Origin of the sequence: Mucilaginibacter aquariorum, from assembly GCF_024498135.1 — a bacterium.
Classification (GTDB): domain Bacteria; phylum Bacteroidota; class Bacteroidia; order Sphingobacteriales; family Sphingobacteriaceae; genus Mucilaginibacter; species Mucilaginibacter aquariorum.
Genome location: NZ_JANHOH010000011.1, coordinates 68902 through 81353, shown reverse-complemented (window position 1 = coordinate 81353; position 12452 = coordinate 68902). Strand labels below are relative to the sequence as shown.

At 42.7% G+C, this 12452-nt stretch carries 14 protein-coding genes; 4 read left to right on the top strand and 10 right to left on the bottom strand.

Features of this window, described 5'->3' with window-relative positions; translation table 11 throughout:
* Positions 1-36: 36 nt before the first annotated feature.
* Together NPE20_RS24015 and NPE20_RS24010 are read right to left on the bottom strand one after the other, a co-directional pair.
* On the bottom strand, positions 37-1257 hold the full coding sequence (locus tag NPE20_RS24015; RefSeq protein ID WP_256541245.1) for a site-specific integrase: 1221 nt from the start codon (positions 1255-1257) through the stop codon (positions 37-39).
* A gap of 363 nt (positions 1258-1620) precedes the next feature.
* Positions 1621-1977: a winged helix-turn-helix transcriptional regulator gene (locus NPE20_RS24010; RefSeq protein ID WP_256541244.1), complete on the bottom strand. Its 357-nt coding sequence runs from the start codon at positions 1975-1977 to the stop codon at positions 1621-1623.
* Positions 1978-2219: 242 nt separating this feature from the next.
* Between NPE20_RS24010 and NPE20_RS24005 the strand changes: the two genes are divergently transcribed.
* From NPE20_RS24005 to NPE20_RS27020, 4 genes are all read left to right on the top strand, one after another.
* Complete coding sequence (locus NPE20_RS24005; protein WP_256541243.1) at positions 2220-2960, top strand: 3-oxoacyl-ACP reductase family protein; 741 nt, start codon at positions 2220-2222, stop codon at positions 2958-2960.
* Positions 2961-3452: 492 nt separating this feature from the next.
* Positions 3453-3866, top strand: coding sequence for an Arm DNA-binding domain-containing protein (locus NPE20_RS24000; RefSeq protein ID WP_256541242.1), 414 nt, complete (start codon positions 3453-3455; stop codon positions 3864-3866).
* Positions 3867-3896: 30 nt separating this feature from the next.
* Positions 3897-4331 carry a phage integrase SAM-like domain-containing protein gene (locus NPE20_RS23995; protein WP_256541241.1) on the top strand — a complete coding sequence of 145 codons (435 nt, stop codon included), beginning with the start codon at positions 3897-3899 and terminating at the stop codon, positions 4329-4331.
* The gene (locus NPE20_RS27020; protein ID WP_354003287.1) at positions 4270-4677 is read left to right on the top strand and encodes a site-specific integrase; all 408 of its coding nucleotides are present in this window, start codon (positions 4270-4272) and stop codon (positions 4675-4677) included. The genes NPE20_RS23995 and NPE20_RS27020 overlap by 62 nt, the downstream gene beginning before the upstream one ends.
* Here the strand turns inward: NPE20_RS27020 and NPE20_RS23985 are convergent.
* The 8 genes from NPE20_RS23985 to NPE20_RS23950 all read right to left on the bottom strand — a co-directional run bounded on the left by NPE20_RS23985 (position 4602) and on the right by NPE20_RS23950 (position 12427).
* A complete protein-coding gene (locus NPE20_RS23985; RefSeq protein ID WP_256541317.1) occupies positions 4602-4832 on the bottom strand; it encodes a hypothetical protein in 231 nt (76 codons plus the stop codon). The genes NPE20_RS27020 and NPE20_RS23985 overlap by 76 nt on opposite strands.
* Before the next feature lie 354 nt (positions 4833-5186).
* The gene (locus NPE20_RS23980; protein WP_256541240.1) at positions 5187-5357 is read right to left on the bottom strand and encodes a hypothetical protein; all 171 of its coding nucleotides are present in this window, start codon (positions 5355-5357) and stop codon (positions 5187-5189) included.
* A gap of 8 nt (positions 5358-5365) precedes the next feature.
* Positions 5366-5851 carry an SRPBCC family protein gene (locus NPE20_RS23975; RefSeq protein WP_256541239.1) on the bottom strand — a complete coding sequence of 162 codons (486 nt, stop codon included), beginning with the start codon at positions 5849-5851 and terminating at the stop codon, positions 5366-5368.
* Positions 5848-6729: a ribose-phosphate pyrophosphokinase gene (locus NPE20_RS23970; RefSeq protein WP_256541238.1), complete on the bottom strand. Its 882-nt coding sequence runs from the start codon at positions 6727-6729 to the stop codon at positions 5848-5850. The genes NPE20_RS23975 and NPE20_RS23970 overlap by 4 nt, the downstream gene beginning before the upstream one ends.
* 1 nt (position 6730) lies before the next feature.
* The gene (locus tag NPE20_RS23965; protein WP_256541237.1) at positions 6731-8242 is read right to left on the bottom strand and encodes a thymidine phosphorylase family protein; all 1512 of its coding nucleotides are present in this window, start codon (positions 8240-8242) and stop codon (positions 6731-6733) included.
* Between the two features lie 12 nt (positions 8243-8254).
* Complete coding sequence (locus NPE20_RS23960; RefSeq protein ID WP_256541236.1) at positions 8255-8851, bottom strand: DUF1003 domain-containing protein; 597 nt, start codon at positions 8849-8851, stop codon at positions 8255-8257.
* A 28-nt stretch (positions 8852-8879) separates the two neighbouring features.
* Positions 8880-11579, bottom strand: a complete 2700-nt coding sequence (locus NPE20_RS23955; RefSeq protein ID WP_256541235.1) for a cation-translocating P-type ATPase — start codon at positions 11577-11579, stop codon at positions 8880-8882.
* Complete coding sequence (locus tag NPE20_RS23950) at positions 11576-12427, bottom strand: ATP cone domain-containing protein (protein ID WP_256541234.1); 852 nt, start codon at positions 12425-12427, stop codon at positions 11576-11578. The genes NPE20_RS23955 and NPE20_RS23950 overlap by 4 nt, the downstream gene beginning before the upstream one ends.
* Positions 12428-12452: the final 25 nt, after the last annotated feature.

The following is a 12452-nucleotide window of genomic DNA, read 5'->3' as shown; positions in this document are numbered from 1 at the left end:
AAGGTGCCATTTTGCCACCTTATTGAACTTTAATTATTAAACGATTAGATATTTCTGTTTAAGAGCTGCCATATCCTGGCTCACTTTTAAGTCCAGGATTTTAGCATAGTGCTGGGTGGTTTTTATATTTGTATGTCCTAACATTTTGCTGACAGTTTCTATCGGTACACTATTGGATAGAGTAACAGTTGTGGCAAACGTGTGCCTCGCCAGATGGAACGTCAAGTGTTTAACGACATCCGATAGATCAGCTATTTCTTTAAGGTAAGCATTCATTTTTTGATTACTCAATACAGGTAATAGCAATCCTTTATTTTCACATTGGGGATGATCCTGATAACGGTTTAATATTGCTAAGGCTACGGGGAGCAGTGGTATGCGGGAAGATGTCTCCGTTTTTTGGCGACTGGTAAATATCCACTGCTCACCATCCATGCCAATGCCTATTTCATTTCGTTTCAACTTCTTTACATCGGCATAAGACAAACCCGTGTAACAGCAAAAAACAAAAATATCCCTTACTTGCATCAGTCGTTCAATCGTAATCTTTGGGGATGTCGTAATATTATCAAGTTCCTGCTGCGTAAGAAACGTACGTTCCTTTGCCTTTGCAGTGGATTTAAAATTGATGAATGGATTTTGCTTTAACCAGCCATTAGCAATACAGTGATTAGCTATTTTTTTAAGATGTTTAATGTACTTGGCGGCAGATACACCGGTAATTTTACAATCTGCTTTCAGGTAGAACTCAAATCCTGTAATAAAGGCGTAGTTTAATTGGCTGATCTCTATATCTGTTTTGCCATATTTTTTTTGCAGGAAGCCAGTAAGGTGTTTTTCAGACGTATTGTATCCTTTTAATGTATTCGCTTCAAACCCATTACCAATCAACGCTTTTACTTTGGCATTATGTTCGGCAAACAGTTTCATCAGATAGAGGCTCTTTTCTGTTTTTCCTGTGAATTGGTTCTGCAGGCTTTCAGTGGTGATGCGCTGGTTTGCATCAATCAGCACCTGGTGCGCATTTCTAACTTTGGTTAGCAGGCTGTCCAGGTAATTATTAAGCGATTTGATCTCTTCTTTTGCGCCGATGGCTCGACCCGCATGGCTGTTCCATTTGGCCGGATCACATTCACGTCCGGCAGACATTTCTACGCGTTTACCATCTACGGTAATGCGCATGTAGACGGCCATAGGGCCGCCTTTGTAGTTTTTTTGCTTTCTCAGGTAAAAAAGCAGGTGGAAATTACTTTTCATAATTACAAGCTTAAAAGTGAAACAAAAGTAAGTTTGTAGCCTGCTATTATCAAGATGTTTAATGATTGAACATCTTGATAGTCAATTAATTATGAGCAATTCGGTGCGTAGCATTTTTCCATCTAGGTACGCACCGAATTTGCGTCTTTTTTGTTGCAATTTGGTGCATAAAATGGTGTTTTGATATAAACAAAAAAACCTGCAATCATTTGATTTGCAGGTTTTTAGCATCTTTCGATATTGTTTTTAGTAGCCCGTTTGGGGAACTGAAATGAGAAAGCCTAAGTCAAGAATTAAGGCTGTATGCGTTCAAGTTTGTTGGTATGCGCCTGAATGATCACCGTCAGCTAACAGGCGTAGACTCTAGCCAGCCTTGTTTGTCACTCTTTCATTTCTCATTTGATTCTGGGCCCAATCATTTAAATGTTCTAAAAATGGCACCAATGCCCGCCCGGTAGCTGTCAATGAGTACTCAACTTTGGGTGGCACCTCATGATACATTTTTCTGACAATCAAATTATCACGCTCCAGTTCTCTTAAAGCTTGGGTAAGCATTTTTGTGGTGACATCCGGCAAGGTTCTGGTCAATTCTCCATATCGCATTGTACTGATGTTCAAGTGCCATAATATTCGTGCCTTATACTTACCACCAATCCGTTTAAAAGCGTACTCTACACCGCACCTCTGGATCCCATCACCGGTTTGTAATATATTGTCCATAACTTAAATGTAATTTATTGATAATCAGCAATTATTTCTTTTTGGTATGTAAGATACAAAAAAGTACATACTTGTCAAAAGTATCAAATTGATTTAACATTGCAGCTCATAAAGTAAAAGATTTATTAAGCTCATGAAGCGCAATTCAAGTTCATTCTTAGTGGCGTAAGTAGCATTCTAAAAATCCGAGCTTATGATAAACAGAGAAAGTAACAACAAATAAATTTTCAAATAATCGCAAAATGGAATCCATTAAAAACAAAGTTGCCTTTGTAACCGGCGGGAGCCGCGGTATAGGCCAGGCAATCGTTCGTAAATTAGCTACAGCAGGTGTAAACGTCGCATTCACCTACAATAATTCTGCAGATGTTGCAAATAAGCTGGTTGAGGAGTTATCCGGGCCGGAAACGCAAGTCATTGCTGTAAAAGCAGATAATGGCGACGCTGATTCAATCGTATCTGCCATCAATAAGGCCCATCAAACTTTTGGCAAATTGGATATTTTAGTGAACAATGCCGGCATTGGAACAATGGCGACACTACCTGATATTACATTGGCTGATTTTGACCGGATAATTGCAGTTAACGTTAAGGGCGTGTTTGTCGCTATACAGGCCGGTGCAGCCGTGATGAATGATGGTGGAAGGATCATCAATATCGGCAGTACAGTGGCAGATAGAAATGCATTTCCAGGTACAGCCTTATATGGCATGAGTAAAGCTGCGGTCGCCGCTCTGACAAGAGGAATATCCCGTGACTTAGGTCCCCGTGGAATTACTGTTAACACCGTACAGCCGGGTCCAATAGATACAGATATGAATCCCGCAGATTCTCAGTTCGCCGATCTGCTTAGAAGCGCCATGGCACTTGGTCATTACGGATCAACTAATGATATTGCGGAACTGGTTGCCTTTCTGGCTAGCCCGTCAGCAAAGTTTATTACTGGTGCAAGTATTGATATTGACGGCGGGCTTTCCAGCTAAATAGAGGCTAAATACATTTGAACTTATCAAGAAAACCTCAAAGTTAAAAGATTTTGAGGTTTTTTTCTTGTTACAATCATTGGTGTGGGCTATTGTATTGGACAGAGGATTCGAATTCCTTTCAAGCAACTTTTAATTCATTTAGAAACCTCAATTGCTCCAGCACTAGGTTCGAATTCCGTCCATTCTGCTTTTTTACATAAACAACTGTAAGTCAACAACTTACAGGCGTTTATCATTAACCCCCGCTGGACCCGAACCTAAATACTTCAAAACATCTTAAAGCACCTCATATTCAATATTTTAAATATCTGAGCCTAATAATGATTTTACTGCTGTAAAAAAGTATACGCTTTATAAAGTACAGCGTTTTTTGTAGCGTCTTTTTTTTTCAAAAAAAAGACGCTACAGACTTTATTTAGTATGAGACTTCTATAACCATTAAGTTGAAAGTTTACATTTTGGGATTTATTTAAACTTAAAGATCTCAATATGTTAGAAAAAAGCTTTGGACTGTTTTATTATTTGAAGCAGGTTAAAAATCAAAAAAATGACGAAAGGTATGTTTACCTCCGAATAACGGTAAATGGTAGTCGAAAGGACATATCTATCAAAAGACAATGGGAGTCTCAGCGGTGGAATTCTCAGTATGGCAGAGCGATCGGTTCCAAAAGCGACGCAAAAGAATTGAACACCTATCTGGATGTGTTATTAAGCAAAATATATCAGATTAAAAGAGAGCTTATTGATACCGGCAAACCTATAACCGCTAATAATATTAAAAATCGACTCATCGGAAAAGATCAAGATAATCATATGATTCTCGTAGAATTCAAAAATCACAACACTCAAATGCAAGCTTTAGTCGGTAGAGAATTTGCTCCGTCAACACTTACCCGATACTGAACAGCCCACGATCATACCAAAAATTTTATTATGTGGAAGTATGGGCAAGAGGACATGAATATTAAACGACTGGATTATGAATTCATATCACAATTTGCCTTCTGGCTTAAAGGTGAGCGAAAATGTGGTCACAACGTAACTTTGAAGTATTTAGGTAATTTGAGGAAAATTGTTGTAGAATGCTTAAAAAAGGAATGGCTTACAAATGACCCATTCGCCAATTTTAAATTTAGTCGAATTGAAAAGGCTCCGATCGCGTTGACGAAACAGGAGTTAATTAGAATCGTCAATAAAAGGTTTAATATTGAACGACTAAACCACGTCAAAGATATTTTCCTTTTTTGTTGTTATACAGGACTTGCATATATTGATGTTTGCCAATTAAGACGTTTGGATATAACTTATGGCGTTGATGATGGCAAATGGATTACAACTGTTAGAAAAAAAAACAGGATCAGCTATTAGACTGCCTTTGCTGCCGTTAGCACTCGAAATAATGATTAAATACGACAAGGATCCAATTTGCATAGAAAGAGGATTTCTATTACCTGTATTATCAAATCAAAAAATGAATTCCTATTTGAAGGAAATAGCGGATGCTTGTAACATAAGGAAGAATTTAACATTTCACATCGCGCGTCATACTTTTGCTACAACAATAACGCTAAGTAACGGTGTCCCGATTGAAACTGTATCGAAAATGCTCGGCCATAAACCGGTGAAGCAAACACAGCATTATGCCAAGATTGTAGATATCAAAATCAGCCAAGATATGCAAGAACTTTGCAAAAAATTGAAAATGTCGTTATAAACTCCATATGCAGAGCCTGTACCTGGTGTGTTGGTAAATAGTAGAACACCAGGTATATTAAGTGACTGTGTGGAGAATATCGGATTTTGCAAAGCCTCCATTGCAACAACCAAACGCCCTTTTTGATGCTCTGAGAGCGGTTTTTTATTTTTCATTTTGTGCATTTTAGGGCATTTTTGGCAGAGTTGTGGCAGCGTATCCGTTTTTACATCATGCACCATATCCGGCATCACCATGTGTGCATCAGCAGGCATGAGAGCTGAACCAACAGCTCCAGTTCATTCGATGCCCCCATTACTGAGCGCATCTCTATCCAGTGACCCAAGAGCATAATGAGAATCAGCGTAGTCAGTTCCCAAAAGAAATCCATACCCTTCAAGCCAAACACAGTAGCTGCACTATAGATATAAGCTACGGTTATCGCAAAACCAACATAAAATGAAGACAACGGATGCAAATGCAAAAAGCACGTGAGGTGATCCTGTGGAGCCGAAATCTATGTGTAGCCATTACTGAATTTGCATGGACAACAACATGATTGGGATCGTCAAGACCAACACAACATAAAACCGTTTTTTAAAATCGGCGATCATCATAACATGATGGTCATGTTCTGACATGCCATGATGAGGATCATGACCCTGCTGCATTTTGCTGTGATCCATTTTTGAATGATCCATGTTGGTCGTTATTCCTTGTTTTCGAGATTTTTTTTGGTGTCTGTTAGCATGTTGCCCAAACACCAGTTACAGTACAAACTTGCAAAAAAGAAAGAAAGAATTTTGTAAAACCATTGCCGTGGGGGCAAATAGCTGATGGAAAGTTTGACATGAGTACCGTTTTCGGCAGCGGTTATTTCAAACCACATCCGGTACCATGATATAATAATAATTTTTGCTTCGCCAATAGTCTCCCATTCCTTGAACCGGGGCGGTTGCCATTTTGTAACCGTTTCACTTAAATCAATGATCATCCCCATCATTTTCCCATACCAGCGATATCGCGCCCCCAGCCCAGTTGGATTCGATGAAAGTTGCTCCAATGTTAATTTACTGCCCATCATCATTGTCGAGCTTTCATTCATGTGCATTCCGGTTTTGGAAAAGTCATCCATTTGAGCAAATACCTTCTCAGGCGTTGAATGGATCAGCATAGTTTGGGATTTTGTTTTCATTGTTCGTTTATAGCTAAGGAAAGTATCCTATCAATGTTAATCTCGTTGGATTTATGCGGGATGGAATTGCAGGTAACTATCTTCGCTGCCCCCGAATTCAGCAAAAGCGAATAAGCATCATTTGAAAATATGCCGTGGACGCCAATGCAAACCGGTTTATTCATCCCGGCAGTTCTTAGATGCGCAACTGTCGCGACCATTGTCCTGGCAGTTGAAATGATGTCATCTACGAGCACAGGTATATGGTCGGCATATTTCTGAACCTCTGGAACAGATACTTTCACATCTTCATCACCTGCCCTGATTTTTTCAAGGATGATATACGGCACACCTGCATTGGCGGCTACTTCCGCCACCCATTGCGTGCTTTCACTGTCAGGCCCAACCAGCAGGGGCTTAGAAACATTCTTTTTAATCCAGCCGGAAATCAGGGATGAGGCGTGCAGAACGGTTGTGGGAATCGTGTAAATTTCCGCCAGACTGCTTCTGCGGTGAAGATGCGGATCTATGGTAAAAAGCGAGTCGGCGAATGAAGATATGAGCTTGGCGAAATAAGCCGATGTGACTGCCTCACCTGGCTTAAATTGTTTATCCTGGCGCATATATGAAAGATAAGGCGCTACGAGACATGTAAAACCTGCTCCCAGGTCCTTTACGGTTTTGGACAAAAAGTATAATGGCAGTAACTTTGAATCAGGATTATTTAATGTGCATACCATCATCACCTGTTTATCCTTTACGTCAGATTCAATTTTAATGTATGTTTCCTGATCGGGAAAAAGCCGGATTTCAGCCTTCCCGACCTCGGCATCACATTTAGTTGCCAATGATCTTGTCAATTGTTCATTACCCGGCAAGGCAAAAAATATCTTTTTCATACTAAGTGATTTTGATGATCGGACCCGCTGATTTTACATAATCCAGCGTATACTGAAGCTCGCCTTTGGCTTCGGCATAAATCGTGTAAAGTACCTGGCCCGGTTTTACTTTTGTCCCGATCGGCGCGTTGAAATAAATTCCGGCAGAATGATCATGGGGGGCTCCAGCCAATTTGGCGACTCTGGCCAATTTTCTGTTATCAATTGAAGTTACTCTGCCGCCAACCTCCGACTTAATGTCGGTGTTATACCTGGCGAAAGCCGGCACTTCAAAGCGCCCCTGCGCCATGCAAATAGCCTTAAATTTTTTATAAGCTTTCCCACCTTCCAGGATTCGCCTTGCGAACTTGCTGCCTTTGCCTTGCTCAAAGGTGCCGGACAGCTCAAGCACAGCAGCGGCGATCATAATGGATTTTTCTTTGAGGTCAGTCGGCGCATCCTTCCTGTTTTCCAGCACAGAAAGAACATCCATTGCTTCCAGGGCGGGGCCAATGCCCCTGCCAACAGGCTGGCTGCCATCGGTGATTAGGACTTTAATATTCAGATGCATCGCTTCGCCAACCGCTTTGAAACACCTTTCGAGCTTCATTGCTTGTTCGCGGCTTCGCACTTTAGCCGATTCTCCGTATGGAATTTCAATAACGACGTGTGTTGAACCCGCTGCCACTTTTTTGGAAAGTACGGAGGCGATCATTTGCCCGGCGCTATCCACATCCAACGCCTTCTCTACGGCAATCAGGATGTCGTCCGCGGGACTCAGGTTCACCGAACCGCCCCAGGCGAGGCAACCGCCTTCAAGACTCACTACCTCTTTCAACTTTTCAAGCTCAAGATTGACATTAGTTATCGTTTCCATGGTGTCAGCAGTGCCTGCAGGCGATGTGATGGCACGGGAAGAAGTTTTAGGTATGGTCAACCCAGCTGCCGCAACGATGGCAACGACAATCGGCGTAGTCCGGTTTCCGGGTAACCCGCCGATACAATGTTTGTCAAAAACCATTTGAGTTTTCCAGGACAGGGTTGCACCGGAATTCACCATCGCGCTGGTCAACCAAGTAATTTCCTCGTCGTCCAGATTGTCGCCGGCACAGCCGGCAATGAAAGCAGCAATTTCGATGTCTGAATACAGTCCCTTGGTGATATCATCAACAATGCGCCGATAGGCTTCCTCCGAAATCTTGTGATGATACATTTTTGACCTGACGTCACTTAAGGACTCGATCTGTTTCAGATGAGAAACGGAAATAAAATCACCCGCGGTTACTTCAAGCCGGCTGAGCGCCATGTCAGAAAGCCCGGCTTCATGCTCCTGCAGTAAGTCTGAATGAACCACATTCAGCGTCGCTACAATCGATTTGCTGCCGTAACGAACCACCAAACGCGTCAATGCCGCGAAACCCTCAGACAGGCAGATATTGCAATCGCTCCGCATAAAAATAATATGCTCGCGATAGGTATCAATCCCGAGGGGTTTGACTTTTAAAGTATTTTCATGTGTCAGCTGCCTTTTCATATCCAGATCTTTTCAATGCGTGTTTTTCTTAACGTCAACGTTTTTATCGGATGATTTCATTTTAATCATGGTTTTTGAGGGCAGCTTACGGTTAATTTCCTCCATAATATCCATTTGCGCGCGCTGGATTTCAAAAAGGTTCTTCATCTGCTCCACGATCAATAAGTCAATTTTTTGATGCAGATTGCGGATCTCGATCTCGGCTTTCAGGTTAATAAGGTAATCGTTCTCCGCCCGTTTTCTATCCTTTGTTTCCTTTCTGTTCTGGCTCATCATAATAATCGGCGCCTGCAAAGCAGCAATGCAGGACAAAATAAGGTTCAACAGGATGAAAGGGTAAGGGTCAAACGGCTTTTCCCGCAACAGGGCAACGTTGACAGATATCCAAACCAACATGGCAAGCAAAAAGAAGATAATAAACTTCCAGCTGCCACCGAACTCTGCCACTCGATCCGCCAGCCGGTCGGCTATCGTAAGGCGTTCTCCTGAAACATAGATCTTGTTAGCGATCAGTTCTTCTTCCTTTATGGATTCGAGCACGATCTTATGGAGTTTCCGGATATGTTCATCTTCGTTTTCGAGCAATTCGGCAAACTTGTTTTTTTTCATGACGGTTTCATTACGTATTCGCTGTATGTTAAAAAATCACCTTTAATCGTTTAAGTACCTGGTTAATAAATAAGGAAAGCAGGCTGAACGCGAACATGATCGCAAAATCCTGCAAACTGGGCGAGTACAGTGACAGTGCTTTAGTCACCGGTGGAATAAGGTAGGCACCAAGTGTGATCGCAAGGCAAATCACCGTTGCATACCATACATATTTATTCCTGAACACATCAGTTTTAAAAAATGCCTTGTTGTTTTCTGTGCTCATGTTAAACACATGCCACAGCTGGCAGAGAATAAGTGTGATAAAAAGAATATTGTTACATAATTCCGGGTTCCATGTTTCCGATTTATGTTCAAAAATATGGGTAAATAAAACAGCCCCAAGCGTACACAGGGTGATGACCAGAGAGTAGACAGAAATTGATTTCCAGCGTTTCCTGTCAATAATAGCTTCATTTGAGTCTCTGGGGAGCTGGTTCATAATGGAATCGCTGCCCTTGGTAACACCCAGTGCAAGAGCAGGCAAAACATCTGTAACGATATTGATGTATAAAATTTGAAGCGGGAATAGCCCAAAATGCAAATTGAGTATGGAAGAACCGGCGATAATTAGCAATTCGCTTATATTGCATGAAAGCAGGAACACGACAAATTTCCGGATATTTTCATAAATGATCCTTCCCTGTTTTATTGCAAGCACAATAGATGAAAAGGAATCATCTTTAAGAACCATATCGGCAACTTCCTGCGCAACCTGTGTACCGCGCAAACCCATTGCAATGCCAATGTCAGCTTTTTTCAATGCCGGAGCGTCATTCACGCCGTCTCCGGTCATGCCAACCACGAACTTGTCTTCCTGCAGCAGCGAAACGAGGTCTAATTTTTGTTTTGGGCTGACACGCGCAAATATTTTTGAGGCCGACCAATGCTGCTTTTCCTTCAATGAAAGATCTTCAAAGTCGTTCATCTCTTTTCCATTAATGACCAAATCATTCTCGGAATCCAGGATACCCAGTTTGAGCGCGATGTTCCGGGCGGTGGCAGGATGGTCTCCGGTTATCATCACGACCCTAATTCCTGCCGATTTGCATTCACGAACAGCTGCAAAAACCTCTTCACGTGGCGGGTCTAACATCCCGATCAATCCGGCAAAAACAAGATCGCCCTTCAAATTACTGATCGCCTCATCGGCTTCCCTGTAAGCAGCAGCAATGATCCGCAGGCCTGATGCGGCACATATTTCGGCATTGGTTATCCAATTTTTTTTGGTAGTCTCGTCAAGCGCGATTAATTTGCCATTATCCCGGGTAAATGTGCAGCGCCCCAGCAATTCTTCAGCCGCTCCTTTTGCCGCCAGGAAATACCGCCCATCCGATTCATGCAACGTGCTCATCACACGGGTTTCAGAAGAAAATGGTTCTTCCCTAATCTTTGGAAACTTCGCCCTGAACGATTCAATATCCACGCCGCCGGAATAGGCAAATTTCAACAAACCTGTTTCCAGCGGATCGCCCAATTCCTCCAGCAAATTATTTTTTAAAGCGAGTTTGGCGGTATTGCACAGGACGGAGATCTTTTTGATTATTTTAAAACCATCACTTTCAGAAATTGGCTTTCCCACAAGGAAGCTGATTTCCTGTGCAGCCGGATTTGGTTTAAATTCCAGCCGTCCCTCGCTTGTGACGACTGTACTGACTTCAATTTTATTTTGCGTAAGCGTTCCGGTCTTATCAGTGCATATCACATTTGTGCCGCCAAGCGTCTCGACAGCCTCTAATTTTTTCACGATGACATTATGACGAGCCATGTTCAGCATACCCTGTGCAAGGGCAAGAGTGGCTACAATCGGAAGCCCTTCAGGAATAGCGGCAACAGCAAGTGCAATGGATGTTTCCAGCATTTTAATTACTGCATCACCATATAGGATTCCGGCCAGGAAGATCACCACGACCAGGCCAACAGTTATTTTGATCAGGGTGCGGCTAAAGTCTTCTAATTTTTTTTCCAGGGGAGTTACCGTCTGGTCCGCATCTTGCACCATCAAGGCAATGCTTCCAAGTTCGCTGTTCATCCCGGTACCTGTAACGATGGCCTTTGCATTGCCGCCGGTTACGAAGGTACCCTTATAAACCATGTTCAGCCGCTCGGCCAAAGGAGTGCCTCCCGGCACCATATCGTCCCGTTTTTCGACCGGCATAGATTCGCCTGTTAATGCGGACTCGTCCGCCTGGAATTGTGATGAGTTGAAGATTCGGGAATCAGCAGGAATTATATCACCTGCTTCCAGGAATAAAATATCACCGGGAACAATTTCGGCAGCAGGAATTTCAACGAGGTTATTTTCACGGATTACTTTGGCACTGACCTGCGTCATCCGTTTTAAAGCATCCATCGACCGTTCTGCCTGGTATTCCATTAAAAATCCGATCACTGCATTAATAACGATGACAACAAGAATGGCAATCCCGTCAAGCCATTCTTTGAAAAAGAAAGACAACACAGCGGCAACGATCAGCATATATACCATTGGGCTCGCGAACTGCATCAAAAAGATCAGGATTGGATTTTTCTTCTTTTTCTGCGCGATAATGTTCTCCCCGAAAGCTTGCCGGCGATCGGCCACTTCTTCGCCAGTCAAACCATTGACAAGATCTGCCTTTAACTGGTCCTTTATTGAATCTTTCGTAAGCGAATAGGCCTCCCTGAGCGGATAATGTATAGCATTCATGGCTTTTCTCCTTTACATAACACAGATGCTTCGTTCATAATTTCAGTTACCCTTTGCCGGGAGATGCCCGCCACGGAAAGCATACCAGGCTGTTCGCAAAGGTCCCGGCATAATACCAGTCGTTTATCGAGCAAAAATTGCTTTTCCCCGTGTGTCAAAGTGGTTAAACAGGTGACAGGATATAAACCCGATGCATCTATCTGTTCCCGCAGACTGTTGCCTTTTGGAAAATCCCAGCCCAATAAATTTAGTCCTGCGCACAATCCGTATTGTATAGCGTCCCCCGAAAATTTAGTGTTGGTCACCACCCAGCCCTGGTGCAGCTTCGTTGCATGGCCGGGAAGATTCTTCCATTGGTGCTCGACATCCTTAAAGCGCGCCTGGATGTAGAGCGGGATTTTCACATCGCAGTTTTTGCCCGGCAGATTGTGGAATTTACATTCGATCATAAAGTGGTGATTTTCCTTTTCTGCGATCACATCGATCTCGTGGTTCACACAATGCCCCTTCACGATTTCACCGACGCTGACCGAATAGCCCTGGTATTTAAGAATAGCCGCGATGAATTTTTCAAATGGAAAGCCGGACGGGCCAAATTCCATAATGGCGTTTTTCAGCCTGTATTTCGCAGCTGAATGACGCGATTCCTTTTTTAACAGGCCGAAGGCAACTTTATAAATCTGTTTTGTGGTGATACCATTATAAAGATTTTGCTCAACCTCCCGGATAATCTCATTGATGGTATCTTCGCCGGCACCGGAACGTTCCAAAGAATGACGTAACTTCTCAGGTGAGAAAAGGGCGATTTCACCTGAAGCCTTAGTGATATTTATCTCTTTGTTTTTCATTCTATTATTTACAGGATCGTCATCT